General features: G+C 71.5%; 21 protein-coding genes. 12 read left to right on the forward strand and 9 right to left on the reverse strand.

Annotation, left to right across the window (positions count from 1 at the left end; genetic code table 11):
* Window positions 1-172: 172 nt before the first annotated feature.
* Together RM609_RS06860 and RM609_RS06865 are read left to right on the forward strand one after the other, a co-directional pair.
* Complete coding sequence (locus RM609_RS06860) at window positions 173-1,063, forward strand: helix-turn-helix domain-containing protein (protein ID WP_311609142.1); 891 nt, start codon at window positions 173-175, stop codon at window positions 1,061-1,063.
* Window positions 1,064-1,294: 231 nt separating this feature from the next.
* Complete coding sequence (locus RM609_RS06865; RefSeq protein WP_311608794.1) at window positions 1,295-1,498, forward strand: DUF397 domain-containing protein; 204 nt, start codon at window positions 1,295-1,297, stop codon at window positions 1,496-1,498.
* Window positions 1,499-1,667: 169 nt separating this feature from the next.
* Here RM609_RS06865 and RM609_RS06870 read toward each other — a convergent pair whose 3' ends face one another.
* The 4 genes from RM609_RS06870 to RM609_RS06885 form a co-directional block, all read right to left on the reverse strand.
* Entirely contained in the window at window positions 1,668-2,816 is a 1,149-nt protein-coding gene (locus RM609_RS06870) for an ADP-ribosylglycohydrolase family protein (protein WP_311608795.1), read from the reverse strand.
* A 105-nt stretch (window positions 2,817-2,921) separates the two neighbouring features.
* Window positions 2,922-4,157, reverse strand: coding sequence for a DUF8017 domain-containing protein (locus tag RM609_RS06875; RefSeq protein ID WP_311608796.1), 1,236 nt, complete (start codon window positions 4,155-4,157; stop codon window positions 2,922-2,924).
* A gap of 91 nt (window positions 4,158-4,248) precedes the next feature.
* Window positions 4,249-6,885 carry a bifunctional FO biosynthesis protein CofGH gene (locus tag RM609_RS06880; RefSeq protein ID WP_311608797.1) on the reverse strand — a complete coding sequence of 879 codons (2,637 nt, stop codon included), beginning with the start codon at window positions 6,883-6,885 and terminating at the stop codon, window positions 4,249-4,251.
* Window positions 6,886-7,018: 133 nt separating this feature from the next.
* Window positions 7,019-7,876 (reverse strand): TIGR03619 family F420-dependent LLM class oxidoreductase, encoded by an 858-nt coding sequence (locus RM609_RS06885; protein ID WP_311608798.1) that lies wholly within the window; start codon window positions 7,874-7,876, stop codon window positions 7,019-7,021.
* Window positions 7,877-8,146: 270 nt separating this feature from the next.
* On the opposite strand from RM609_RS06885, the gene RM609_RS06890 reads away from it, so the two are divergent.
* The gene (locus RM609_RS06890; RefSeq protein ID WP_311608801.1) at window positions 8,147-9,673 is read left to right on the forward strand and encodes a CehA/McbA family metallohydrolase; all 1,527 of its coding nucleotides are present in this window, start codon (window positions 8,147-8,149) and stop codon (window positions 9,671-9,673) included.
* Window positions 9,674-9,773: 100 nt separating this feature from the next.
* Window positions 9,774-10,247, forward strand: coding sequence for a DUF3574 domain-containing protein (locus RM609_RS06895; RefSeq protein ID WP_311608802.1), 474 nt, complete (start codon window positions 9,774-9,776; stop codon window positions 10,245-10,247).
* A gap of 28 nt (window positions 10,248-10,275) precedes the next feature.
* Here RM609_RS06895 and RM609_RS06900 read toward each other — a convergent pair whose 3' ends face one another.
* Window positions 10,276-11,223, reverse strand: coding sequence for a hypothetical protein (locus tag RM609_RS06900; protein WP_311608803.1), 948 nt, complete (start codon window positions 11,221-11,223; stop codon window positions 10,276-10,278).
* 414 nt (window positions 11,224-11,637) lie between these two features.
* On the opposite strand from RM609_RS06900, the gene RM609_RS06905 reads away from it, so the two are divergent.
* The 5 genes from RM609_RS06905 (at window position 11,638) to RM609_RS06925 (ending at window position 14,780) form a co-directional block, all read left to right on the forward strand.
* Entirely contained in the window at window positions 11,638-11,817 is a 180-nt protein-coding gene (locus RM609_RS06905; protein WP_311608804.1) for a hypothetical protein, read from the forward strand.
* A complete protein-coding gene (locus tag RM609_RS06910; RefSeq protein ID WP_311608805.1) occupies window positions 11,789-12,310 on the forward strand; it encodes a DUF6879 family protein in 522 nt (173 codons plus the stop codon). Before RM609_RS06905 ends, RM609_RS06910 begins: the two co-directional genes overlap by 29 nt.
* A 15-nt stretch (window positions 12,311-12,325) precedes the next feature.
* A complete protein-coding gene (locus RM609_RS06915; protein ID WP_311608807.1) occupies window positions 12,326-13,174 on the forward strand; it encodes a helix-turn-helix domain-containing protein in 849 nt (282 codons plus the stop codon).
* 378 nt (window positions 13,175-13,552) lie between these two features.
* Complete coding sequence (locus tag RM609_RS06920; protein WP_311608808.1) at window positions 13,553-14,029, forward strand: glycine-rich domain-containing protein; 477 nt, start codon at window positions 13,553-13,555, stop codon at window positions 14,027-14,029.
* A gap of 76 nt (window positions 14,030-14,105) precedes the next feature.
* The gene (locus RM609_RS06925; RefSeq protein ID WP_311608809.1) at window positions 14,106-14,780 is read left to right on the forward strand and encodes a class I SAM-dependent methyltransferase; all 675 of its coding nucleotides are present in this window, start codon (window positions 14,106-14,108) and stop codon (window positions 14,778-14,780) included.
* A 55-nt stretch (window positions 14,781-14,835) separates the two neighbouring features.
* Here RM609_RS06925 and RM609_RS06930 read toward each other — a convergent pair whose 3' ends face one another.
* The 4 genes from RM609_RS06930 to RM609_RS06945 all read right to left on the reverse strand — a co-directional run bounded on the left by RM609_RS06930 (window position 14,836) and on the right by RM609_RS06945 (window position 20,944).
* On the reverse strand, window positions 14,836-16,398 hold the full coding sequence (locus RM609_RS06930) for an APC family permease (RefSeq protein ID WP_311608811.1): 1,563 nt from the start codon (window positions 16,396-16,398) through the stop codon (window positions 14,836-14,838).
* A 194-nt stretch (window positions 16,399-16,592) separates the two neighbouring features.
* Window positions 16,593-18,383: an N-acyl-D-amino-acid deacylase family protein gene (locus tag RM609_RS06935; RefSeq protein ID WP_311608812.1), complete on the reverse strand. Its 1,791-nt coding sequence runs from the start codon at window positions 18,381-18,383 to the stop codon at window positions 16,593-16,595.
* A 106-nt stretch (window positions 18,384-18,489) separates the two neighbouring features.
* Window positions 18,490-19,620, reverse strand: a complete 1,131-nt coding sequence (locus RM609_RS06940; RefSeq protein WP_311609143.1) for an LLM class flavin-dependent oxidoreductase — start codon at window positions 19,618-19,620, stop codon at window positions 18,490-18,492.
* A gap of 97 nt (window positions 19,621-19,717) precedes the next feature.
* The gene (locus RM609_RS06945) at window positions 19,718-20,944 is read right to left on the reverse strand and encodes an amidohydrolase family protein (protein WP_311608814.1); all 1,227 of its coding nucleotides are present in this window, start codon (window positions 20,942-20,944) and stop codon (window positions 19,718-19,720) included.
* A gap of 166 nt (window positions 20,945-21,110) precedes the next feature.
* On the opposite strand from RM609_RS06945, the gene afsR reads away from it, so the two are divergent.
* The 3 genes from afsR to RM609_RS06960 all read left to right on the forward strand — a co-directional run bounded on the left by afsR (window position 21,111) and on the right by RM609_RS06960 (window position 25,726).
* Window positions 21,111-24,041 carry an SARP-family global regulator AfsR gene (gene afsR, locus RM609_RS06950; RefSeq protein WP_311608815.1) on the forward strand — a complete coding sequence of 977 codons (2,931 nt, stop codon included), beginning with the start codon at window positions 21,111-21,113 and terminating at the stop codon, window positions 24,039-24,041.
* 422 nt (window positions 24,042-24,463) lie between these two features.
* Entirely contained in the window at window positions 24,464-24,727 is a 264-nt protein-coding gene (locus RM609_RS06955; RefSeq protein WP_311608817.1) for a hypothetical protein, read from the forward strand.
* A 567-nt stretch (window positions 24,728-25,294) separates the two neighbouring features.
* Entirely contained in the window at window positions 25,295-25,726 is a 432-nt protein-coding gene (locus tag RM609_RS06960) for a hypothetical protein (RefSeq protein WP_311608818.1), read from the forward strand.
* The last annotated feature ends 169 nt before the right edge of the window (window positions 25,727-25,895 follow it).

Genomic DNA, 25,895 nt, shown 5'->3' on the forward strand with positions numbered 1-25,895 from the left:
CACGGGCGCGCGCCCGTGCGGTCGTGTACGTAGGCACGACTACGTCACGCGCATCCGCATCAGGGTCACCACAAGCGGACCCGGTGTAAGCATTCTCCAGCGCCGCCCCGGCCGGTGGTGGCAGGCTGCCGGAGCAGGAGACAGCAGCATGACGGAGCCGGAGGTGCGTCCCGTGGCGTCCAGTGTCAACCCCACCGTAAGGCGGCGCCGATTGGGGCAGGAGCTACGCAAGCTCCGTGAGCTCAAAGGCATGACCGCCGAGGAGGTGGCCGAGCGGCTCCTGGTCTCGCAGTCGAAGATCAGCCGGCTGGAGAACGGCCGCCGCAGTATCAGCCAGCGCGATGTCCGCGATCTGTGCGGCGTGTACGGCGTCGAGGACCACCGCATCGTCGATTCGCTGATGCAGATGGCGAAGGAGTCACGACAGCAAGGCTGGTGGCATGCCTTCGGCGACATCCCGTACAGCGTCTACATCGGACTGGAGACGGACGCGGCGTCGTTGCGCGTGTACGAGGCGTCGCTCGTGCCCGGCCTGCTCCAGACGCCCAACTACGCCAACGCCGTGACCGAGGGCTCCTGGCCGGAGGCCACTGCGGCGGACGTCGAACGGCGCGTACAGGTGCGGATGCGCCGTCAGGAACGGATCACGGACCCGGAGAACCCGCTGCGGCTGTGGGCGGTCATCGACGAGTCCGCGCTGCGCAGGATCGTCGGCAACAGCGCCATCATGCGCGAACAGATGGAGCATCTGGTGGAGTTCAGCCTCCAGCCGCACATCACCGTGCAGGTGCTGCCGTACGCGGTGGGCGCACACCCGGGTATGTACGGGAAGTTCTCCATCCTCGAGTTCCACGATCCGCAGGACGCGAGCACGGTCTATCTCGAGGGCATCACCAGCGATCTGTACCTGGAGAAGCCCAACGACGTCCAGGCGTACAGCGTGATGTATGAGCATTTGCGGATGCAGGCGCTCAACGCCGAGGACTCACGGCGGTTCATCCTCCAGGTCGCGGAGGACTGGGCGGAGGACGGCCGGAAGGAGGGGCCGAACCAGCAGCCGTGAGGTGCGGGGGCGGGACCGTACACCCCTTCCCATCACGAAGGTAGGGGAGATGGATATATGCCATCCGGTCGAGTGAACGGGCCATTCATCAGGTGATGTTGGCGCGTAACGTCGATCGCGTCGGGACACCGGCCCCACCGGTCCGGCCAGTGGGTTCCCGGCCGTCTTCCGGCCGACACCCGGGCGATTCCCGGCCGTACCAGGCAGCACTCATAGGCATCGGAGCAATTCATGGCGATTCAGCAGGGAAAGACCACGTGGCGGAAGTCCTCCTACTCGCTGGCCCACGGCGACTGCGTCGAGGTCGCCTCCCCGCTTGTGCGGTCCATCGCGGTCCGTGACTCCAAGGACCCGCAGGGCCCCGCCCTCGCTTTCTCCTCGGAGTCCTGGTCCACGTTCGTGACGGTCGTCGGCGGCAGCGCACAGTCCCTCTGACCGACCGCGCGTTGACGCGGATCACCCGGCACAGCGACGTAAAACCGCCGTATCGATTTTCCGCAGAGAGCCCTCTTGTCGCCTGGCACCCGTCCCGGCCGAGAGGGCTCCGCCATGTCCGGAGCCACCACCTACGCGCGGAGCCATCGCCTACGACCGGAGCCACCACCTACGCGCGGGGATACCGCGCCAGCCAGGCCGCCGACGAGGCGGCGCCGGGCGGGCCGTGCAGCGCGGGCCCCTGGGTGAGCTCCATGGCGAAGTCGTCGGCGAGTTCCAGGATCGTGCCCCGTCCCTCCAGCTCCGCCACCCACCCGGGCGGCAGCGCGGTCTCCCCGTGCACGGCGCCCAGGAGGTTGCCGCAGATCGACCCCGTCGAGTCCGAGTCCCCGCCGTGGTTGACCGCGAGCAGCAGGCCGTGGCGGACGTCCTCGGCCACCAGCGCGCAGTACAGCCCCATCGCCAGGGCCTCCTCCGCCACCCAGCCCTCGCCCAGCGACTGGAGCCGCTCGGCCGAGGGCGGGCCCTGCCGTACGGCGGCCAGTGCGCCCCGCAGCGCCGCGGTGGTCTCCTCGTGGCCGGGCCGGGCCGCCAGCAGCTCCAGGGCCCGCAGGGCGGCGGCCTCCAGTGGCTCGCCCCGTACCACGCCGTGCACGATGACGGCGAAGGCGGCGGCCGAGAGCCGGCCGGTGGGGTGACCGTGGGTCTGTGCCGCGCACTCGTCGGCCAGCTGGAGGACGAGGCCGGGGGCCCAGTCCGCCAGCAGCCCGAACGGCGCGGAGCGCATCACCGCGCCACAGCCCTTGGAGCCCGGGTTCTTGGGCGCCGCCAGGGTGCCCATCCGGTGGTCGGCGAGGCCGGAGAGGCACGCCCCGCCGGGGGCCCGCCGCGCGTAGAGCCACTCCTGCCCGGCGAGCCAGCCCGCGTCCCGCACCCGCTCGTCGGGGCCCCAGCCCTCCTGCGTGGCGGCCCAGCGCAGATGCGCGCGGTGGACGTCGGCCGGCGGATGCCAGGCCCCGGTGTCACGGCGGACGTGGGCCCGGATCAGCCCCTCCACCGTGAAGAGCGTCATCTGGGTGTCGTCGGTGATGGCGCCGCGCCGCCCGTACGCCGGGACGTAGTCGGTCACGCCCGCGGGGCCGTGCGCGGCGCGGATCGCCTCCAGGGAGTCGAACTCGATGCCCGCGCCCAGCGCGTCCCCGATCGCCCCACCGAGCAGGCAGCCGCGCACCCGGGAGCGGAAGTCCTGCTGTTCGGCCCGGCCCCGGGGAAGGGGCCCGGGGGCTCCGGCGGTACCCGCCGCGGCGGTCGTGGTCACGTGTCCGGCCTCCTGGACGGGAGAGTGTCGACAGTGCGCCATGTCGGCACAGCACTGTAGTGCGCCGCGGCCGGCCCGGCGTCCGGGACGCCGGGCCGAAGGCGATTACGCGCCAGGGCCCTTGGCCGGGCGCACCGTGTTCATGATCTTGTCGATCTGGGCCTCGGTGAGCGCGTCCGGGACGCCCTGGTCGGCGTAGATGACCCAGCCGTGGAAGGTGCCGTCGGGCATCTTCTGGGCGATGGACTTCACGATCGCGGTGGGCGGCACGCACGCGCTCGGACGGTTGGTGACGGTGACCTTCGCGGTCGCCGTCCAGCCGTCGATGCCGTTGTGCTTCCACTCCTTCTCGTCGGTGAACTCAAGCTTGGGCTTGTGGTCCTTGCCGCCGTAGGCCATGAAGCCCCAGTTGCCCGCCCAGTTGCGGGCGTTCGTCTTGAGGTCGCCGTCCTTGCCGCCGCCGGTGGTGCCCACCGTGGCGAGCTGGCCCTGGCCGGCCTCGCCGATGGCGTCGGGGTTGGGCTGCGAGGAGCAGCCGCCCTCCTTGTAGTTGGACGTACCGGTCATCACGACGACCGGCTTGCCGTCCTCGGTGTACGAGATGGCCGTGTCGGTCGGGGCGACCTTCCACTTGTCGGCCTTGCCCGGAACGTCGTACTGGAAGTAGTGCTCCGCGCGGGCCTGCGTCTGCCAGCCGGGGACGGTGGGCTGCTGGGCGGCCGGGTCGGCCGAGGCGCCGCCGTCCGCCGGCTTGTCCGACTGCCCGGGCGCGGCGGGGGCCTGCGACTGGGACTGGCCGGCCTGGGGCTTGTCGTTCTTCTTGTCGTCGTCACCGCCGCTGTTGCCGCTGAAGGCGAAGTACGCGCCGCCGCCGATGACGGCGAGCGCCACGACGCCGCCGATGACGGCCATCAGCGTCTTGTTGCTCTTACCGGCCTGCGGACCCGGGGCCTGACCGTAGGGAGCCTGGCCGTAAGGGGCCTGGGGGGCCTGAAGGGCCTGGCCGTGAGGGGCCTGCTGCTGCGGCGGCCACGGCTGCTGGGCCATCGGCGCCTGGGGCATACCGGGCGGCGGGGCCATGCCGGGCGCGCCGGGAGCCTGGGCACCCGGGACGGGCCCCGGGGCGGGCGGCGGGGGCGGCGGGACCGCGCCCGGGGCGCCGCCCTGCGCGGGGCCGGGCGGCGGCGGTACGGCGGGCTGGGAGATCATCGTGGGCTGGGCGTGCCCGTCGCCGTCCGGGCCCCACGTGGGCGGCGGGCCGAAGCCGCCCTGCGGCGGCGTCGAGGGGTTCTGCGGCTGCTCGGGCTGCTGCGGCTGCGGGGGATTCTGGGGCCAAGACATGCGGGACACCTTATGCGGGCACTGTCGCCGCCCGGTCGGCGGTCCGCGACAGAACCGCAACACTTGTGCGAACGAAGATCATTCGTTGCGATCATTCGTCGCGGTCGTTGCCGTCGTTGCCGTCCAGCACCGGGAGCAGCGTGGGCAGATGGCCGTCCGAGGCGAGGGCGGCCTCCTGCCGCTCCTTCGGCACCTCGCCGTAGAGCGTCGTACGGGGCCGCGCGGGGCGCCCGGCGGCCTCGGCTATCGCAACGAGGTCCTGGATCGAGCGGTACGAGCCGTACGAGGAGCCCGCCATCCGGGAGATGGTCTCCTCCATCAGGGTGCCGCCCAGGTCGTTGGCGCCCGAGCGGAGCATCTCCGCCGCGCCGTCCTTGCCCAGCTTGACCCAGCTCGTCTGGATGTTGGGGATATGAGGGTGGAGCAGCAGTCGGGCCATCGCGGTGACCGCGCGGTTGTCCCGCATGGTCGGGCCGGGCCGGGCGATGCCCGCGAGATAGACCGGTGCGTTGGTGTGGATAAAGGGCAAGGTGACGAACTCGGTGAAACCAGCCACGTTCTTGGACAACGCGGACCGCTGGATCTCGGCGAGCAGCCGGAAGTGGCCCAGCCAGTGCCGGGGCTGGTCCACGTGCCCGTACATCATCGTGGAGGACGAGCGGATGCCCAGCTCGTGCGCCGTCTTGATGACCTCGACCCAGGTGGCCGTGGGGAGCTTGCCCTTGGTGAGGATCCAGCGGACCTCGTCGTCGAGGATCTCGGCGGCGGTGCCGGGGATGGAGTCGAGCCCGGCCTCCTTGGCGGTGGTCAGCCACTCCCGGATGGACATGCCCGTGCGCGTGGCGCCGTTGACGACCTCCATCGGCGAGAAGGCGTGCACATGCATGCCCGGCACCCGCTCCTTCACCGCGCGTGCGATGTCGAAGTAGGCCGTGCCGGGCAGGTCGGGGTGGATGCCGCCCTGCATGCAGACCTCGACCGCGCCCACGTCCCACGCCTGCGCGGCGCGGTCGGCGACCTGGGTGAGCGAGAGGGTGTAGGCGTCGGCGTCGGTGCGCCGCTGGGCGAAGGCGCAGAAACGGCAGCCGGTGTAGCAGACGTTGGTGAAGTTGATGTTCCGCGTGACGATGTAGGTGACCTCGTCCCCCACGACGGAGCGGCGGAGGTCGTCGGCGACGCGGCAGAGGGCGTCCAGGGCGGGGCCGTCGGCGTGGAGCAGGGCGAGCGCCTGGTCGTCCGTCAGCCGGGTGGGGTCGTCGGCGGCCTGGCGCAGTGCCTCGCGGACGTCGCCGTCGATGCGCTCGGGCGCCATGCCGGGGACGGCGGCCTCGCGGAGCGCGTCCCAGTCGCCGTAGACCTCGTCGAAGTCCTCACGGCGGTCGGACGTACGGCCCTCGGTGTCGATGGCGCGGTGGAGGTCCGTCCGGCCGGAGGCGGTGAACACCTCCTCGGGCTCCTGCCAGGGGATGCCCTTGACCTCGGCGTTCTCGTCGGCCAGGCCGGTCTCGGGGTCGGCCAGGGCGCGGATGTGGGGCAGGATGCGGGGGTCCAGCCAGGGCTCGCCGCGCTGGACGAACTCCGGGTAGACCGCGAGGCGTTCCTTGAGGCGGAAGCCGGCGGCCGCCGAGCGCTCGGCGAGCTCCTCGATCGCGGGCCAGGGGCGCTCGGGGTTGACGTGGTCCGGGGTGACCGGGGAGACGCCGCCCCAGTCGTCGATGCCGGCGCCGATGAGGCGGGCGTACTCGTCGTCCACCAGGTTGGGCGGGGCCTGGAGGCAGCCGGAGGGGCCCATGATGAGCCGGGCGACGGCGACGGTGGCGACGAGGTCGTCGAGCGTCGCGTCCGGCATGCGGCGCATGGCCGTGTCCGACTTGGCGCGGAAGTTCTGGATGATGAGTTCCTGGATGCCGTGGTAGGCCCGGGAGATCCGGCGCAGGGCGAACAGGGACTCGGCGCGCTCCTCGGGCGTCTCCCCGATGCCGATCAGCAGTCCGCTGGTGAGGGGGACGGAGCTGCGGCCCGCGTCCTCCAGGTGGCGCAGCCGGACGGCGGGCTCCTTGTCGGGCGAGCCGTGGTGCGGCATGCCCGGCTCGCTCCACAGCCGCTGGGCGGTGGTCTCCAGCATCAGGCCCATGGAGGGCGACACCGGCTTGAGGCGCTGGAAGTCCGTCCAGGTCATGACGCCCGGGTTGAGGTGCGGCAGCAGGCCGGTCTCTTCGAGGATGCGGATGGAGATGGCGCGGACGTAGGCGATGGTGTCGTCGTAGCCGTGGGCGTCCAGCCACTCGCGGGCCTCGGGCCAGCGGTCCTCCGGCTTGTCGCCGAGGGTGATCAGCGCTTCCTTGCAGCCGAGTTCGGCACCGCGCCGGGCGATGGCCAGTACCTCGTCCGGGGACATGAACATGCCCTCGCCCGCGCGGCGGAGCTTGCCGGGGACGGTGGCGAAGGTGCAGTAGTGGCAGCGGTCGCGGCAGAGGCGGGTGAGCGGGATGAAGACGCTCTTGGAGTAGGTGATGACGCCGGGCCGCCCGGCGGCCTCCAGGCCCGCGTCCCGCACCCGGGCGGCGGAGGCGCACAGATCGTCCAGATCGGCGCCGCGCGCCCTGAGCAACACGGCGGCCTCGGTGACATCCAGCGCGACGCCGTCGCGGGCCCGCTTGAGGGCGCGTCGCATGGCGTTGGCGGTCGGGGCGGTCGGCTGTTCGGGACGCGGGGCGCTCGAAGTCATTGTCCGAGCATACGAGCGGACACCGACACCGCCATGTACTGGAAGCGGCCGTTCCATGTGCCTCTCGTCACGTCAGACGGAGGCATCCTCCGGAATGCTCCGGAGGCGTCCATTCCGTCGCGCCTAGTCGCGCCTAAAGGAACTCCGCGTGCGCGTCCAGCGCCCTCAGCACCTCCGACTCGGGGGCCGACGGCAGCCCGACCGCGATCTCCTCGATGCCCAGGTCGGCGTAGTGCGCGAGCTTGCCCGCCGAGGGGTGGACGGCGTACGGCATGACCTCCGGCTCCCCCGGCCGCCCCGCCTCCGTCCAGACCCGGCGCAGCTCCGGCAGCGTCTCGCTCAGACCGCTGCCGCCCACCGGCATCCAGCCGTCCGCGTACTCGGCGATGTGGGCGAAGAGCTTCGGCCCGGCCGCGCCGCCGATCAGGGTGCGCGGCCCCACCAGCGAGTCCGTGCCCTGGAGCCGGCGCGGGCGCCGGACGGGCTTGGGGTGCGCCCAGCTCGCCTGGACGGAGCCGAATTCGCCGTCGTAGGCCGTCGGTTCCGCCGACCACAGCGCGCGCATCAGCGCCATCCGGTCGCGCACCAGCTCCCGGCGGGTGCGCCAGTCGACGCCGTGGTCCTCGGCCTCCTCCACGTTCCAGCCGTAGCCGACGCCGAGGGTGAACCGGCCGCCGCTGAGGAAGTCCAGGGTGGCCGCCTGCTTGGCCAGGACGATGGGGTCCTGCTGGGCCACCAGCGCGACGCCGGTCCCCAGCTCGATCCGGTGGGTGACGGCGGCGGCCTGCGCGAGCGCCAGGAAGGGGTCGACGGCGCGGCCGTACTCGCGCGGCAGCGGGTCACCGGCCGGCGCGGGGGTCTTGCGGCTCACCGGAATGTGGGTGTGCTGGGGCAGATAGAGCCCGGTGAAGCCTCGTTGCTCCAGCTCACGGGCAAGCCGGACCGGGCTGATCGTCTCATCGGTGAGAAAGATCGTGGTGGCGATCCGCATCCCGGGGCACCTCCGTCGTCGCGGCTGTCTCGCGTGTGACCCACGGTATGCCCTGGGAGGCGGCCGCGGGGCGCCACGCGCGGTCGTGTGTCGATGTGTGTCGACGCGTGTTCGCGCACCGGCCGCCACGCGCGTCGGCGAGTGTTCCGCCGGACGCCACCCGGGCGTACAACAGTGGGTCACGGCAGTCACAGCACCGGCACGACACCGGAACGGAACGGCACGACACGGCACCAGCACGGTCGGCACGGCCCACGCAAGGAGGCTGAGATGAACCGGCGCGACGTACTCAGGCGCGACATACTCAAGGTGGCGGCCGCCGCGGGAGCGGCGAGTGCGCTGACGCTCGAAGGCGTGAGCTTCGCCCACGCCGAAGGCCGGGAACCCCGGTCCGGCGAGGAGACCCGCAGGGTCACCGGACGGCTGCCCGCCGGTGCCCCGGACTTCGTCCACCTCCCCGTGGAAGTGCCGCGCGGCGTCCGCGAGATCGCCGTCTCGTACAGCTACGACAGACCTTCCGTGCCCACCGGAACCCAGGGCAACGCCTGCGACATCGGCATCTTCGACGAGCGCGGCACCGCCCTGGGCGGGCCCGGCTTCCGCGGCTGGTCGGGCGGCGCCCGCACGGAGTTCTTCGTGGGCACCGAACGGGCCACGCCCGGCTACCTCGCCGGGCCCGTCCGCCCCGGCACCTGGCACGTCGTCCTCGGCCCGTACACGGTGGCCCCGCAGGGGCTCGCCTACGAGGTCGCCGTCACCCTGCGGTACGGGACGCCGGGGGCCACTCCGAAGCCGGTGTACCCGCCGCAGCGGGCCCGGGGCCGGGGCCGCGCCTGGTACCGGGGCGACAACCACCTCCACAGCGTCCACTCCGACGGGCTGCGCACCCCCGCGCAGATCGCCGCCGCGGCCCGGGCCGCCGGGCTGGACTGGATCACGACGACGGAGCACAACACGACCTCCGCGCACGGGGCGTGGCAGGGCCTGTGGGGCGACGACCTCCTGATCCTCACCGGCGAGGAGGTCACCACGCGCAACGGCCACGTCCTCGCCCTCGGCACCGACCCCGGCGTCTTCATCGACTGGCGCTACCGCGCGAGAGACCACGCCTTCGGACGTTTCGCGCGGAGAATCCGGCAAACGGGCGGACTGGTCGTCCCGGCCCACCCGTACGCGACGTGCGTCGGCTGCGGCTGGAAGTTCGGCCTCGACGAGGCGGACGCGGTGGAGGTGTGGAACGGCCCGTACACCCCGGACGACGAGATGGCCGTCGCGGCGTGGGACAACACTCTCGTCGCGGCGGCCCGCTCCGGCGGCCGCTGGCTGCCCGCCATGGGCAACAGCGACGCCCACCGCGAACCACAGGTCGTGGGACTGCCCCAGACGGTCGTCCTGGCCGACGCGCTCTCCCGCGAGGCCCTGCTGGCGGGCATCCGCGCGGGGCGCAGCTGGATCGCGGAATCGTCGTCCGTGGAGCTGTCGTTCACGGCCGTCGGCGGGCGCGGCGCGCACGCGGGCATCGGGGAGCGGCTGCGCGCCGCGCCCGACGAACAGGTCACCGTACGGCTGAAAGTCACGGGTACGGCGGGCTGCTCGGCGTCCTTCGTCACGGACCAGGGGCGGATGTTCACCGCGCCGGTACCGACGGACGGCACGCTGGAGTGGCGTACGACGCCCGGGCAGGCGGCGTACGTACGGGCCGAGGTGCGGCACCCGGCGGGCGACGGCGGGGCGTCGGGGCTGCCGGGGCCGATGGCGGCGATGACGAACCCCGTGTTCCTGGGGGCCGCCTCCTGACGGTTCGCGAACAGCACCACGCGCATGGCCTCGCGCCACTAGAGTTCTGGCGCTTCGTCACCTCTGGCATCACCTCCTGTTGAAGGGAACAGCCATCCCCATGCCGAAGACCTCCTCGCGCGTCCGGCTCGCCTCCGTCGCCCTCACCGCGGCCCTGCTCGGCGCAAGCGCTCCCGTCGCCTACGCCGCCTTCGACGACCCGGAGCCCAGGGCCTCCACCAGCGCGCCGGTGCGGGCGGTCGGCAAGCCGTACGTCAAGACCGAGCTGCTCTTCGGCACGGCCAAGCCCAACGGCGGTTCGCCGGTCACCGACAAGGAGTTCCGCGCGTTCGTCGACGAGGTCGTCACCCCGCGCTTCCCGGCGGGCCTGACGGTCGAGAACGCCTACGGCCAGTACCGCGACGCCCACGGGAAGATCGAGCACGAGCGCTCGTACAAGCTCACCCTCCTCTACCCGAAGGGCGAGGCCCGGACCGACAGCGTCAAGATCGACCAGATCCGCACCACGTACAACAAGCGCTTCGCCCAGGAGTCGGTGGCCCGCGTCGACGACAACGAGCTCGTCGACTTCTGATCGCCCGGCGAGGCGGCCCGGCGTACGGTCAGGCCGCTTCGTCGGCTCCCACCACGTGGTCACGGCAGTCCCGGCAGTCCCGGCACAGACCGGGCCCGGTCGCTCTGAAGGCCCGTTCGCAGCCGTCGCAGGTCTGGAACGGCAACGGTCGCGCGATGCGCTCCGCGCCCGAAGCCCGGGGCTTGGCCGGCCCTGTCACGGGCAGGGCGGGCGGCAGCCAGTGGGCGAGGCGGTGGGCGAGCAGACGGGCGGGCCAGGTGATGCCGCCGACCGGCAGGTCGGCGGTCAGCGTGCGGGCGATCTGCGCGGGGCCCACGTCCCGGTCGAGCCAGGCGCGTACGGCCGGGGCGAGGCGCCGGACGTCCTTCTCCGAGAGCAGCAGCCGGGGATCGCGGCGCCGCAGCCCGGCGAGCAGGCCGGAGGCGGGTTCGTCGACGGGACCGTCAGCGGACGGTAGCGGCTTCGACGGCGGTGGCGATGGCGATGGCTGTGGTGGTTTCTGCGGCGGTTTCTGCGGTGCGACGGGGGGTGCGACGGGGCGTTCGGGCCTGGGGGCCGGTGGAGGAGCGGGAGGGGAAGGCCGCTTCACGAGATCGATCCGCTTGCCGGGGCCCGGAAGCGGCGCGCCGGGACGCTCGTACCAGCGGGTCGCGGTCACGACCCGGCCGCGTTCGGTCCGGAGGCGCCTGCGCTCCAGATACCCGGCGCCCTCCAGCTCGTTGAGGGCCCGGCCGATGACCATCTCGCCTTCGCGGAAGCGGCGGGTGAGGTCCTTGATGCCGACGAGAGCCCCATCGGGAAGCGACTGGATGTACACGCCGAGGCCGATCGCGACGGCGGACAGGTCCGGGTGCTGGGCGAGGTGATTGCCGACGACGGTGAATTTGGTGTCGTGCCGATGCCGGACATGAATCACTCCGGCTCGCGGCAACTCGCCGCGCGCGCACTCGTGCGCGCTAGACTGCGGATCAGTCATTGGGAAGGTGTAGCTTCCTGGATGATCAGGCCCTCGTTCGGGATGCCACTCCCGGCGGGGGCCGTCGTCTTTTGAGGTTGTCGGCGCGACCGTACCGCGCCGTTCTCCGCATGTGCCACGCGTGTCACCCGATGGGGTGACACGCGCCCGGTTGGGTGGGTATTGGTTCTTTCCCGGTTTCTTTAACAGGACGTCGGGCTCGCGCAGTTCGCGGTGATCCGGGACGAGGAAACCCCGATCCGGTGAGACGGCTCGTCCAGCCAGGCCGCCTACCGCCCCCTTGACGCGCCAAGCGTCCACGGCGAGTTTCGTAGACGTCCGTAGAACCGGTAGGCCGACGGCACCTGTCATGGCGCTACTGTTCTCATCGCGAAGGACCCGAACGCCAACGGCACCCAGTGCCCCACGGCCTGGGTGGATGACGAAGCGCAGGAGATCGTCATCCAGGGCTGGAAGGCAGGGGAAGCGCTGTTGGCCAAGTGCCAGGGGCTGGGCCCCATTCCGGAGAGCGAAGCGGTGGTGCGGCTGCCGATCCGCATGGTGCCCGCCATCAGGGAGGCATGTGATGTCGCAGACCGACTTGGCGTTCACTGACCTGCTGGCGAACACTCGGCGCTCCGCCGTCCACCTTGAGATGCGCGACTCCTACGGCATCGGCGAGGAAGCAGCCGAGTTCGAGGCCTGGCACGCCGGTTGGCGGCCATCCAGTGAACCGGGGACGTGGTGGAACGACTTTCACACGATGGTGCGCGACGCCGTGGTGCGCGGCGTTGCGTTCCGCCGTGCGCGGATTGCCTCAGAGCCGGTGAGCGACTACATCCGATACGAACACAGCTGCGCCTACCAGAACATTGCGGCGGGGGAGCTGGCGCGTTGGCTGCCTCGCCGCAATGCCTCGGACATCGCCCTCCCCGGCAATGGCTTCTGGCTGTTCGGCGAGCGAGTCATCATGTGGAACGACTTCACGGGAGACGGCGGGTCCGCCGGATCAGATCTGGAGGAGCGACCCGACGTGGGGAAGCTGTGCTCTACCGCCTTCGAGGCGGTGTGGGAGCGGGCGACGCCCCACGAGGAGTACCGGATCTGAGCAGCGCGTCCAGAGATGCCCACCCCACCCTCATCCAGTGTTCAGGCGGCCCGGAAGGCCGTTGCCGACCGCCTTCGGGAGATCCGCCGGGACGCCGGGCTGACCGCCAAGGAGGTGGCCCAGCGTGCCGGCTGGTACCCCTCCAAGGCGTCGCGCCTGGAGAACGCCGTGACGCCGCCATCCGACGTCGACATTCGCGCATGGTGTGCTGCATGCGGGGCGGATGACGTCGCCGTGGACCTGATCGCCGCCTCTCGCTCCGTTGACAACATGTACGTGGAGTGGAGGCGGGTTCAGCGCACAGGGCTGCGCAGGCTCCAGGAGTCGTACGTCCCTCTCTTCGAACGTACCCGGGTGTTCCGCATCTACTGCTCGAACGTCATTCCAGGTGTGCTCCAGACCCATGCCTACGCCACGGCGCTCATGAGTGCGATCACGGATTTCCACGGCACCCCCAACGATGTCGCCGAAGCGGTCGATGCACGGCTGGCCCGGTCGCACGTGGTCCGCGAGGGTAACCATCGCTTCGCGTTGCTGGTGGAGGAATCGGTCCTGCGCCACCGGGTCGGAGACGCCGAAACCATGGCGGGGCAACTTGGATATCTGCTGTCGGTGATGGCCTATCCATCCGTCTCTCTCGGAGTCATCCCCTTCTCTGCACCACGGCGCATGTGGATGATCGAGACGTTCAGCGTGTACGACGAAGACATGGCGCAAGTCGAACTGCTGACAGCGCAGGTGAACGTGACTGCTCCCACCGAGATAGCCCAGTACCTGAAGGCGTTCGGAGAGTTTGCCGACCTCGCCGTGTACGGCGCCAAGGCGCGCGCCCTCATCACCTCCGCCGTGGACGCCCTCGGCTAACTCGCGTGGAACTTCGTAGAACCTTGTTGGGGTCCGCGTGACCACGTCCCTAGCGTGTCGGCATGGCAAGCAGCAGAGAGCCGACGCCGGGCGGATCCTCGCGGATGACTCTGCGGGTCAGCCGCGACAGTGGGCGGACGTACGGGCCGACACGAGCGGTTCGAGCGGATGGCCCCGTCGTCATCCTGGAGAACCCTGTGCGCTACCCGCCGTGCGAGTGTCCTCGCTGTGCGCCCGAGCGGCAGGCTTCGCGGGCGATACCGGCCCGTTCCCTGCGACCTGCCTAGCCGCCCGCTCCAGCCGTCGTCTTCACCCATTCCCAGGCGCAAGACCGGAGCGGGCTGACGTCCGAGCACCACCCTTCCGAGGAGGTAAGACGTGACCATCGTGGAAGAACGTCCCGCCGTCGACGCGGGAACCCTCGTCAGTGCCGAGCTGCGCGAGACCATCGCCGGCGACGTACGGGCGAAGTACGACCACATCACCACCGACATGGCATACCGGGGTGTGGGGCAGATGCTGGCGTTCGTGGCCGCCAGCGCCACCAGTGAGAAGCCACTGAGCCCGTCCCCGCTGGTGGATGACTTCTGGCACGCGTTCGTCCTGCGGACCAAGGCGTACGCCGACTTCTGTCAGGACACGTTCGGGAGGTTCGTCCACCACCAGCCCGGGTTCCTGGACCGTGATGAGCACGGCGGGGGCAAGGGACTGCGGGCGCGGACGGTGGACGCCATCCAGACGGCGGGATACGCGGTCGACCTGGAGTTCTGGCCGGATTTGGACATCGCCGACTGCTCGCAGTGCCACGCCAACTGCCACAACAGCCCGAAGCACGCCACGGCCCCGGCCGGTTGAGTCCGGCACAGACCCCTTGGCCAGCCGTACCGTCCGGTGCGGCTGGCCGCCCCTCTGAGTCCACGAGGAGAAGCACGTGACCGACACGACGGCGTGGGACACCTATGCCCGCAAGAAGCCCGGCGGCCGGCGGGAGAAGAACGCCAAGGGTGAGACCACCTGGTTCAACTGGACCCAGTACCCCGACCACGGCCCCGGCATCGAGGTCTTGGGAGAAGCCGAGAGAGTGGCACTCCTGGAGCTGGGATGCGGCTCAGGGGGGAACCTCGCCCATGCGGCCACCCTCGGACACCGCGCCGTCGGCGTCGACGTCTCCCCCATCCAGCTCAAGGCCGCCCGCGAGCTGTGGGGCGGCCTGCCGGGTCTGGAGCTGCACCAGCGGGGCGCGCTCGACTTCATGAGTGAGACCGCCGAGCGCTTCGACGCCGTGTACTCCGTCTTCGGCGCCATCTGGTTCACCGACCCGGGGCAGATGTTCCCCGCCATCCGCCAAGTCCTCAAGCCCGGCGGAGTGCTCGCGTTCTCCCAGCGGCCCCCGGTCGAAGGCTGCTACGGCTGCCAGGCGTCATACATCAACCAGGCCGACGACCCGAACCCCCTGGTCGTGAAGCGCTGGGACTACACCCCCGACATGTGGACCGGCCTCTTGAAGGAGCACGGGTTCCGCTACGCCCTGGCGAACGAGATCACTCCGCCGGAAGGCTGGAAGACCGGCACTCTCCTGGTCCGAGCCCTGGCGCCCGGCGCCTGAGCCCACAGCCCCCTGGAGCGGGCGGCCTGCTCCACCGCTCGGACGGGCCGTTCGCTCAGGAATTCTCTACCCGCACCGGGGTGGAACGCGTCAGCACTTCCCCCCGGAAGAACGCCGGGCTGCGCCGTCGCATCAGCTCCATCAGCACCACGCCCAGGAACAACAGCCCCACCCCGATGACGAAGACCGAGCCGACGCCGAGCACCTCGCTGCCGCTGCCGTAGGCCGGGTTCCACATGTCGTGGAGCGTTTTGCAGAAGACCGACGCCAGCAACAGTCCACCCGTTAGCGGGAAGAGGCCTTTGAAACACGCGTCCCGCACCGAATTCCGCAGCTCGCTCCGGAAGAACCACACACAGGCGAACGCCGTGATCGAGTAGTAGAAGCAGATCATCAGCCCCAGCGCATAGATGGTGTCGACCAGCACATCGCTGCTGAGGAAGCTCATCCCGGCGTAGAAGACCCCGGTGGCGACGCCCGCCGCGACCGTGGCCCGGCCGGGTGAGCGGAAGCGCGGGTGGACACGGGCGAAGGACGGGGGAAGCGCCTGGTAGGCGCTCATCGCGAGGACCGTCCGCGCCACCGGCAGAAAGGTCGTCTGAAGGCTGGCCGCCGCGGACGCCAGCACGGCCACGAAGAGCAGGACGCCGAGGGCGCGGCCCAGGACGGGGTCGGCGAGCGCTGCGAAGACGTTGTCGGCGGTCGCGGGGTCGCCCAGCCCGGGGCCCTTGTCGCCGACGCCGGCGAACATCTGGGCGGCGACGCCGGTCAGCAGGTACGAGCCCACCAGCACGACCATCGCCAGCAGCGCCGCCCGGCCCGGCGTCCTGGCGCTGCCCTCGGTCTCCTCGTTGACGGTCAGGCACGCGTCCCAGCCCCAGTACATGAAGATGGAGAGCGAGAGCCCCGCTGTGAAGGCGCCGAAGGAGGCGACCTCGAAGGGGTTCAGCCACGTCCACGAGAAACCGAGGGAGCCGGAGCCGGGCAGGCCACCGCCGGACCGCGCCTTGGTGAACGCCATGGCCACGAACAGGGCGAGCACGGCCAGCTGGAGCCCGACCAGCGTGTACTGCACCCCTTTGGTGGCGGTCATGCCGCGATAGCTGACGGCCGTCGCGGCGGCGATGAACACCAGGCACGTCACGACGTGAACGAGCCGGTCGCCGTCGAGGGCCGCGACGGAATCGCTGCCGGTGAGCCGGCCGAGCAGGAGGTAGAAGAAGGATGTCGCGACGCCCGCGAGGTTCGACAGCACGATGATGGTCGCGATGACCAGGCCCCAGCCGCACATCCAGCCGACCCGTGGCCCGAAGGCCCGCACGGTCCAGGTGAAGGACGTACCGCAGTCGGGGAGGGCCTTGTTGAGCTCGCGGTAGGCGAAGGCGACCAGCAGCATCGGGAGGAAGCCCGCGACGAAGACTGCGGGCATCTGGACCCCCGCCTTGCCCACGGTCGGACCCAGGGTGGAGGTCAGGCAGTAGACGGGCGCGACGGTCGAGATCCCGATGACGGCGCTGCCCAGCAGGCCGACGGAGCCGCCGCTCAGGCCCTTGGCCCGCGGCTCCCCGGCACCCATCAGCGCTTCTCCGGCCCCCGGCCGCTGCTGCACGTGAACCATGGCGAGGACGTTAAGTGCTGCTGTATCCGCATCCGGAGAGCGATCCCTTGAAAGCCGGGCCTTTAACCCTCAGCCATGAACGACTAGTTGATCTTCTTAACGAAGACACTCATCGCGTTACGCCAGGTAACACCAAGGAGTAACCCAACCCCCAGCAGGTGCGGGAATCGCACCTCCACCCTATTTGTCCCGATTCAAAATTTTCCCGTCCCGATCCCCGTCCCCGGCCCCGTCGCCACCGTCTCCGTGTCCCGCCCCGACCGCAGCACCCGCCCCGGCACCGCCCCCGTCACCACGTCGTGCCGGACGGTCTCCACGCCGTTGACGCGTACGCTCACCACCCCCACGGCCCGCGAGTCCAGCCGGGCGCCGTCGCCCGGCAGGTCGCGGACCAGCGTCGCCGGGCCCGCGTCGACGCGCTCGGGGTCGAAGAGGACAAGGTCGGCGCACCAGCCCTCGGCGATCCGGCCGCGCTCGCGCAGCCCGAAGAGGCGCGCGGGCTCGTCGGTGAGCATCCGTACCGCCCGTTCCAGCGGCACCAGCTTCCGCCCGCGCAGACAGTCGCCCAGGAAGCGCGTCGGGTAGGGGGCGCCGCACATCCGGTCCAGGTGCGCCCCGGCGTCGGAGCCGCCGAGGAGGACGTCCTCGTGGTCCCAGGCGAGGCGGCGCAGCTCCCAGCTGGCGGGGTCGTTGTCGGTGGGCATCGGCCACAGGACGGTGCGCAGGTCGTCGGCGGCGCAGATGGCGACCAGCGTGGCGAAGGGGTCGGTGCCCCGCTCGGCGGCGATGTCCTCGACGACGCGCCCCGTGAGGCCCTCGTTCTCGGGGGTGTAGGTGTCGCCGATGACGTAACGGCTGAAGTCGGTGAGGCGGCGGAAGGCACCGGCCTCCGGGCTCGCCGCGCCGCGCAGCAGCCTGTCGCGGACGGCCGGGTCGCCCAGCCGGTCGATCCGCTCCGGCAGCGGAAGTCCCAGGATCTCGCCCCAGCCGGGGAGGAGATGGAGGGCGCAGAAGGTCCCCAGCGACATGTTCATGGGCGTGAGGATCGGCATGGTCAGGGCGACGATCCGGCCGCCCGCCGCGCGGGCCCGCTCACTGGCGGCCAGCTGGTGCGGCACCCGGCCGGGGACGGTGGACTCGACGGTGAGGACGTTCCAGTTCAGCGGGCGTCCGGCAGCGGCCGTCAGCTCCACAAGGAGCGCGCTCTCGTCCGCCGAGAAGTGGTCCAGGCAGCCGGTGACGATGGCCTCCAGCTGGGTGCCCTCGTGCTCGCCGACCGCGCGGGCGAGGGCGAGGAGTTCGTCGGGGCGGGCGTGCCGGGAGGCGACGGGCCGGCCGTCGCCGTCGGAGTGGGTGTTCGAGCGGGTGGTGGACAGCCCCCAGGCGCCGGCGTCCATGGCGTCGTGGAGGAGCGCGGCCATCTGCCGTAACTCCTCCGCGCCGGGGGTGCCGCCGATCGCGGACGGGCCCATCGCGTACCGCCGCAGCGCGCAGTGGCCCACCATGAAGCCCGCGTTGACCGCGATCCGGCCGTCCAGCGCGTCGAGGTAATCGCCGAAGGAAGACCAGTCCCAGGGCGCGCCCTGCTCCAGGGCGGCGAGCGACATGCCCTCGACCTTGCTCATCATCCGCCGGGTGTAGTCGGCGTCGGCCGGGCGGCCCGGGTGGAGCGGGGCGAGGCTGAAGCCGCAGTTGCCGCCGACGACGGTGGTGACGCCGTGGCTCAGGGAGGGCGCTGCGTAGGGGTCCCAGAAGAGCTGGGCGTCGTAGTGGGTGTGCGGGTCGACGAAGCCGGGGGCGAGGACGAGTCCGGCGGCGTTCTCCTCGGTCCGGGCCCGGTGCCCGACCCGGCCGCCCGCCTTCACCCCGCCCGCGCCCCGGTCGATCAGCGCGATCCGGCCGTCCCGGATGCCGACGTCGGCCACGTACGCGGGACCTCCGGTGCCGTCGACGACGGTGGCGCGGCGGATGAGGTGGTCCAGCACGGTGGGCTCCTCTCGCTGGGGGTTCCCGTCGGCGCCGGCCCTTCTACGGGCGAGCGGGCCGGGGCGGCGGCCCGGGAGGCGCCGCCCCGGGGCGTGGGGCGGCCGCTCAGGCGTGCCCGGCGGCCTGGCGGTAGCGCGTGGTGCGGTGGACCGGATCGGTGTCTATCTTCGGGATGACGTGCTCGCCGATGAGCCGGATGCTCGTCATCGTGTCCTCGTAGGAGATGCCGATCGGCAGCCCGAAGGACAGCTGGTCGGCGCCGGCCTGCTCCCAGCGCTTGCACTGCCGGAAGACCTCGTCGGGGTCGCCGCAGATCATCAGTTCCTCGGCGATGAGCAGCTCGATGATCTCCTCGGTGTACTCCGGCAGCAGTTCGGGCCACCGGGGGATGCCCTCGGGGCGGGGGAACGTGTCGTGGTAGCGGAAGAGCAGCGACTGGAGGTAGTTGAGGCCGCCGCCCACCGCGATCTCGACGGCCTTGGCGTGGGTCTCCGCGCAGATGGCGGTCGAGGTGACCATGACGTTGTCGTTGACGTAGTCGCCGACGGCCCGGGCCTCCTTGACGGCGGTCTTGTAGGAGTCGACGACCCACTCCATGTCGGAGACCTTCTGGACGCTGAAGCCGAGGACGCCCAGTCCCTTGCGGGCCGCCATCGCGTACGAGGAGGGCGACCCGGCGGCGTACCACATGGCGGGGTGGGAGGGTCCGTACGGCTTGGGCAGGATCGTGCGCGGCGGCAGGGACCAGTGTTTGCCGTTGAAGCCCTCGTAAACCCCCTCCCGCCACATCTTCGGGAACTCGGCGATGGTCTCCTCCCACATCTCCCTGGTGGCGTCCATGTCGGTGACGCCCGGCAGGAAGCCCAGGATCTCGTGGCTGCCCGCGCCCCGGCCGGTGCCGAACTCGAAGCGGCCGCCGGAGAGGTGGTCGAGCATGGCGGCCTTCTCCGCGACCTTCACGGGGTGGTTGGCCTTGGGCAACGGGTTGAAGATGCCGGAGCCGAGGTGGATGCGTTCGGTGGCGTGGGCGAGGTACCCGAGGAAGACGTCGTTGGCGGAGAGGTGGGAGTACTCCTCCAAGAAGTGGTGCTCGGTGGCCCAGGCGTATTTGAAGCCCGACTTGTCCGCCTGGACGACGTAGGCGGCCTCCTCCATCAGCGCGTGGTGCTCGGCCTGGGGGTCGTTGCGCGACCGGCTGGCCGGCACATAGCCCTGTACGAAGATCCCGAATTCCACGGAGGTCACCCCGTCCTTTTTACTGACGCATCGTCAGATCGATTGACGCGATGCGACTGTGGCACCGGTCACATGCACCGTCAAGGCCACGGAGCCGTCAGGCTCGGGCCCCCGCCCACAGCCCCTCCGGCGTGAGGCCGAGCAACTCGATGGCGTTGCCCCGCACGACGCGCTCCACGACCTCCGGCGCCAGGTGCGCCATCTGCTCCTCGGCGACCTGGCGCGAGCGGGGCCAGGTGGAGTCGGAGTGCGGGTAGTCGGTCTCGTACAGCACGTTCCCCACCCCGACGGCGTCGAGGTTGCGCAGCCCGAAGGCGTCGTCGAAGAAGCAGCCGTACACATGACGGGCGAAGAGCTCGGAGGGCGGGGTGAGCACCTTGTCCGCGACGCCGCCCCAGCCCCGGTTCTCCTCCCACACCGTGTCCGCGCGCTCCAGGACGTACGGGATCCAGCCGATCTGCCCCTCCGCGTACATCAGGCGCAGGCCGGGGAAACGGTCGAGCTTGCCGGACATCAGCCAGTCGGCGAGCGAGAAGCAGCAGTTGCCGAAGGTGAGGACGGAGCCCACGGCGGGCGGCGCGTCGGCCGACGTGGAGGGCATCCGGGAGGACGAGCCGATGTGCATCGCGAGGACGGTGCCGGTCTCCTCGCAGGCGCGCAGGAACGGGTCCCACGCGTCGCTGTGGACGGACGGCAGGCCGAGGTGGGGCGGGATCTCGGAGAAGCAGACGGCGCGTACGCCGCGCGCGGCGTTGCGCCGCACCTCGGCGGCGGCGAGCTCCGCGTCCCACAGCGGCACGATCGCGAGCGGGATCAGCCGCCCGTGCGCCTCGGGGCCGCACCACTCCTCCGCCATCCAGTCGTTGTAGGCCCGTACGCACAGCAGGGCCAGTTCCCGGTCGGCGGCCTCGGCGAAGGTCTGGCCGCAGAAGCGCGGGAAGGTGGGGAAGCAGAGCGCGGACTGGACGTGATTGAGGTCCATGTCGGCCAGCCGGTCGGGCACGCTGTAGGAGCCCGGCCGCATCCGTTCGTAGGTGATCCCTTCCAGTCTGATCTCGTCCCTGGAGCATCCGACGGCGGTATCAAGCCGCGTAAGAGGACGGCACAAATCCTCATAGACCCACCAGTCCGCCTCCGGGCCGTCGTCACCCGGGGTGCCCATGACGGGCGCGAAACGGCCGCCCGCGAAGGTCATGCCCTTCACCGGGGCCCTCACGATCCGTGGCCCGGCATCGTGAAATTTCGCCGGTAACCGGTTCCGCCAGACGTCGGAGGGCTCCACTGTGTGGTCGTCCACCGAGATTATCTTGGGGAAGCTCACCATGGCCGACACCGTAGCGCCGAACTGACGGTTCGTCAGGAAGGTGGGGATCCGGCCCGTGGCCGGACGCTCGCGGACCGTACGGAGAGGGCCGGACCCCTGCTGACGTAGCAGCCCTGAACAAGGCAGACTGGCCGGTGCGACCGAGCAGGACAGGCAGGGGGTCACCATGGCCGGGGATACAGGGCACGGGCAGGCGCTGCGCTTCACCGTGCTCGGGCCCGTCCGCGCCTGGCGCGGCGACGAGGCGCTGCACACCGGGTCACCCCAGCAGCGGGCGCTGCTGGCCGCCCTGCTGCTGCGCGGCGGGCGCACGGCCACCGCGCCCGAGCTCGTGGACGCCCTGTGGGGCGAGGAGCCCCCGCACGCCGCCCTGGCCGCCCTGCGCACCTACGCCTCCCGGCTGCGGAAGGCCTTCGGGCCGGACGCGGACGCCCTGGTCAGCGAGGCGGGCGGCTACGCGATACGGGTCTCCGGCGGCGGTCTGGACGCGGACGAGGCCGAGCGCCTGGCCGCCGACGCGGAAAAGGTCCGCGCGAGCGGCGACCGCTACCGCGCCCGCGACCTGATGAACCAGGCCCTGGCCCTGTGGGACGGCGAGCCGCTGGCCGGGCTGTCCGGCCCGTACGCCGACACCCAGCGCACCCGGCTGGAGGAGTGGTACCTCACGCTCCTGGAGACCCGCCTGGACCTGGACCTGGAGGTCGGCGGGCACGCCGAGGCCGTCTCCGAGCTCACCGCGCTGACCGCCGCGTACCCGCTGCGCGAGCGGCTGCGCGAGCTGCTGATGCTCGCCCTCTACCGCAGCGGCCGCCAGGCCGAGGCCCTCGCCGTCTACGCCGACACCCGCCGGCTGCTCGCCGACGAGCTGGGCGTCGACCCCTGCGCCGAGCTCTCCGAGCTCCAGCAGCGCATCCTCAACGCCGACACCGAGCTCAACGTCCACCCCGCGGGCGACCGCCCCAGCCTCGGCCCCACCTTCATCCGGCCCGCGCAGCTGCCCGCGACCGTCCCCGACTTCACCGGGCGCGCCTCCTTCGTCCAGGAGCTCGGCGACCAGCTGGCCACGGCCGAGGGCAGCGTGATGGCGGTCTCCGCCGTCGCGGGCATCGGCGGCGTCGGCAAGACGACCCTCGCCGTGCACGTCGCGCACGCCGCCCGGAACCACTTCCCCGACGGCCAGCTCTACGTCGACCTCCAGGGAGCGGGGCCCGTGGTCGCCGAACCGGAGGCCGTGCTGGGGTCCTTCCTCCGCGCCCTCGGAATCCCGGACTCCGCTATTCCGGACGGGATGGAGGAGCGCGCCGCCCTCTTCCGCTCCACGCTCGACGGGCGCCGCGTGCTGACCCTGCTGGACAACGCCCGCGACGCCGCCCAGGTCCGCCCGCTGCTGCCCGGCAACGAGGGCTGCGCCGCGCTCGTCACCAGCCGCGTCCGCATGGTCGACCTCGCCGGCGCCCACCTCGTCGACCTGGACGTGATGAGCCCCGAGGAAGCCCTCGTCCTGTTCACCCGGATCGTCGGCTCCGAGCGTGTCAGCACCGAACGGGACGCCGCCATGGACGTCGTGGCCGCCTGCGGCTTCCTGCCGCTCGCCATCCGCATCGCCGCCTCCCGCCTCGCCGCCCGCCGCACCTGGACCGTCTCCGTCCTCGCCCGCAAGCTCGCCGACGAACGCCGCCGCCTGGACGAGCTCCGCGCCGGCGACCTCGCCGTCAAGGCCACCTTCGAACTCGGCTACGGCCAGCTGGAGCCCGGCCAGGCCCGCGCTTTCCGCCTCCTCGGCCTCGCCGACGGCCCCGACATCTCCCTGGCCGCCGCGGCCGCCGTCCTCGACCTGGGCCCCGACGCCACCGAGGAGCTGCTGGAGTCCCTCGTCGACACCTCGCTCCTGGAATCCGCCGCACCCGGCCGCTACCGCTTCCACGACCTCGTCCGCCTCTACGCCCGCTCCTGCGCCGAACGCGACGAGCAGCCGCCGGCCGAGCGCGACGCGGCCATGTCCCGCCTGCTGGACTTCTACCTCGCGACGGCCGCCGGCGTGTACGTCCTGGAGCGCCCCGGCGACCAGCTGCTCGCCCACCTGACGCCGACCACCCACCCGGGCCTGACCTTCACCGACCGTGCGGCCGCCGGCGACTGGCTGTTCGCCGAGGCCGGCTGCCTGCTCGCCTGCGTACGCCAGCACGCCCGCGCCACCGGCGACACCCTGCGGCGCGCGGTCGACCTGCTGCTGGCCGCGAAGGACCTCGCCGAGTCCGGCGCCGACTCCCGCCAGTACGAGCAGGCGGCGTCCGCCCTGCTGACCGCCGCCATGGAGGCCGGCGACATCCGGGCCGAGGGCCGCGCGCGGACGGTGCTGACGCACGCGCACAGCATCGCGGGCCGGTTCGGGCAGGCCGAGGAGCAGGCGCGGCACGCCGTGCTGCTGGGGCGCTCCTGCGCGGACCCCATCCCCTGCTGCTACGCCTCCAACAACCGCGGCATCATCGCCATCTACGAGCACCGCTACGAGGACGCCGAGGCCCACATCGGCCACGCCCTGAGCGCCTTCCGCGCCGACGGCAACCGCCCGGGCGAGGCCAGCGCGCTGAGCAACCTCTCCCGGGTGCACCAGGAGACCGGCCGGACCCAGTCCGGCGTGCGCCTCGCCGAGCAGGCCCTGGCCATCTACCGCGAGGCCAACGTCTCCTGGCGGCTCGCCAACGGCCTCTACGCGTACGGGCTCGCCCTCAGCCGCGCCGGACGCTACGACGAGTCGCTGGGGCGGCTCGCCGAGGCCCTGCCGGTCTTCCACGACAATAGGCAGCGGCTGTGGGAGGGCATGACCCTCTACCGGATGGCCGAGCTCTACCTGGCCACCCGCCGGCACGCCCAGGCGGCGTCCTACGCCGAGCAGGCGCTGGTGCAGGTGCGGGGCATCGGCGGCGAGTGGCGGCGCGGCAACATCCTGACCGTGCTGGGACGTTCCCTGGACGCGCTCGGGCAGCAGGGGCGCGCGCACGCCTGCTGGGCGGAGGCGCTGGCCATCTACGAGGCGCTGGGCTCCGCGGAAGCCGCCGACGTACGGGACCTGCTGACGCCGGCAGCGGCGGCGTAGACGGGGAGAACGGGCGTAGGCCTGTTTCCTCAGCAGAACGCTGGGGTCCCGTGGGCGCTCAAAGGCGTATATGGGCCTGCGCAGGCGGGAGCAGGCCGGGGAAAGGGCTGCCGGAGTGGGCCGGAGTGAGGCGTTCCGGCTTATCCGGAGGGCGCGTTCCGGGCGGGCTTACCGCCCTACCGGAGGTCACAAACAAGCGGAATCAGGGCGCTAACGTGCCCGTTCATCGATCGTTTATCGTGGCCGGTCAATCTAAGGGATGTCGATCCGTCGCGTCGGGGGGCAGGCGGGTCGTAGGTGAGACTTTCACCTCAGGGCGAGCAGCCCTCACAACCCGTCCGGCGGCCCTCGGGGGAGTCGCCGGACGGGTTCTGCGATCCCTGACCGACCGACGACTCGCAATGCCAACGGGAGACAGCATCATGAGCGACGACAACAAGCTCGACCCGCCCATAGCGGCCAAGCCGCAGGACGACCACGCCACGGGGGCGCCGCTCACCGCGCAGAAGCTCACCGGCACGCAGGCCACACCGCAGGACGACCACGCGACGGACGCTCCGGCGATGGTCACGATGGACGACCACGCGACCAACCCGCCGAAGTTCGTGACGATGGACGACCACGCCACGAACCCGCCGAAGTTCGTGGCCATGGACGACCACGCCACGATCGAGAAGCCGTTCTGAGCAAGCGGTACCGAGAAGCACCACTTCGAGCAACACCACTCTGAACGCATCGAGTGTGGGAGCTTCCGCCAGACATCGGCCGGAAGCTCCCGGAGTCCAGGGTCCTCCGGGGGAAATCAAGGGGGCGGACTGTCCGGCGGAGGGAACCCACGGGGGGCGTGGGCGACCGACGGGGGAACCGGCCGAATGAACCGACGAGGCGGACACGGGGGAACGACACCGCCTCGCGGATCACTTGACGGGGGACAGTCCGGCGGGGGACCCGGGTAAGAGAGGCAGGGGCCGGCGCCGACGGCACGGAGGGGGAGCCGTCGACACCGGCCCTTGTCGTTCGCCCCGGCACGGGCGCGCGACCGGGAACGGGCGCGACCGTGCCCGGCGGCGCGTCGAGGACATATACGCCCGGTCGCGGAGGCGTCCAGGGGCGGATACGTCCTTCGGCGGGGGATTCCCCGGTTCCATGGAGTTTCCCGCCCGAACATCCGTACTTCACTGCAACCCGCCGGTACGTTCTCCGGCACAGCACCACCGACCCACGCACGACAACCCCCGAGCAGAGGAGCCACCATGATCCGTATCAAGACCACCACGATGGCGCGCGGGAAGCAGGCGTTCGCCATACTCGGCCTCGCCGCCGCGGCGGCGGTCATCGGCTCGGTACCGGCGGCCGCCGACGACCACGCGTCCGGCCCCGCGGCGCTGCGCGCCCGGCCGTCGCACACCCTGCGGATCCACGACGACCACGCGTCGACCACTCCCCGGCTCTTCGACGACCACGCGTCCGGCGCCTCGCTGGCCCCCGGTGACGACCACGCCTCGGACACCCCGCTCATCGTCGACGACCACGCTTCGAGCAGCCCCCTGATCCTGGACGACCACGCGTCCGGTGCCACGCTGGTCGGCGACGACCACGCCTCGGACACCCCGCTGATCCTGGACGACCACGCCTCCGGTGGCAACGACGACCACGCCTCGGGCCCGGCGCCGAGCCTCCGCTGAGCCCACGGCGCCAGGAGCGCCGGAGCGACCGGGCCACGGCCCGGCGCGCGGACCAGGGGGTGCGGCCGACGGCGGCCGGAGACCTCCGGAGGACGGCCCACGGCCGCACCCCAGGCCGCACCCCGCCCGTCCGCGTCACTCCCGCTCTTCCGCCGCCCGGTACTCCCGT

This window comes from Streptomyces hesseae (assembly GCF_031845785.1).
Classification (GTDB): domain Bacteria; phylum Actinomycetota; class Actinomycetes; order Streptomycetales; family Streptomycetaceae; genus Streptomyces; species Streptomyces hesseae.

Coding starts and splice junctions, on each gene's coding strand:
- RM609_RS06910 (WP_311608805.1), top strand. CDS start 11,789: ATGTCGCAGACCGACTTGGCGTTCACTGACCTGCTGGCGAACACTCGG.
- RM609_RS06890 (WP_311608801.1), top strand. CDS start 8,147: ATGAACCGGCGCGACGTACTCAGGCGCGACATACTCAAGGTGGCGGCC.
- RM609_RS06930 (WP_311608811.1), bottom strand. CDS start 16,398: ATGGTTCACGTGCAGCAGCGGCCGGGGGCCGGAGAAGCGCTGATGGGT.
- RM609_RS06875 (WP_311608796.1), bottom strand. CDS start 4,157: ATGTCTTGGCCCCAGAATCCCCCGCAGCCGCAGCAGCCCGAGCAGCCG.
- RM609_RS06945 (WP_311608814.1), bottom strand. CDS start 20,944: ATGGTGAGCTTCCCCAAGATAATCTCGGTGGACGACCACACAGTGGAG.
- RM609_RS06915 (WP_311608807.1), top strand. CDS start 12,326: ATGCCCACCCCACCCTCATCCAGTGTTCAGGCGGCCCGGAAGGCCGTT.
- RM609_RS06900 (WP_311608803.1), bottom strand. CDS start 11,223: ATGACTGATCCGCAGTCTAGCGCGCACGAGTGCGCGCGCGGCGAGTTG.
- RM609_RS06865 (WP_311608794.1), top strand. CDS start 1,295: ATGGCGATTCAGCAGGGAAAGACCACGTGGCGGAAGTCCTCCTACTCG.
- RM609_RS06895 (WP_311608802.1), top strand. CDS start 9,774: ATGCCGAAGACCTCCTCGCGCGTCCGGCTCGCCTCCGTCGCCCTCACC.
- afsR (WP_311608815.1), top strand. CDS start 21,111: ATGGCCGGGGATACAGGGCACGGGCAGGCGCTGCGCTTCACCGTGCTC.
- RM609_RS06885 (WP_311608798.1), bottom strand. CDS start 7,876: ATGCGGATCGCCACCACGATCTTTCTCACCGATGAGACGATCAGCCCG.
- RM609_RS06955 (WP_311608817.1), top strand. CDS start 24,464: ATGAGCGACGACAACAAGCTCGACCCGCCCATAGCGGCCAAGCCGCAG.
- RM609_RS06960 (WP_311608818.1), top strand. CDS start 25,295: ATGATCCGTATCAAGACCACCACGATGGCGCGCGGGAAGCAGGCGTTC.
- RM609_RS06880 (WP_311608797.1), bottom strand. CDS start 6,885: ATGACTTCGAGCGCCCCGCGTCCCGAACAGCCGACCGCCCCGACCGCC.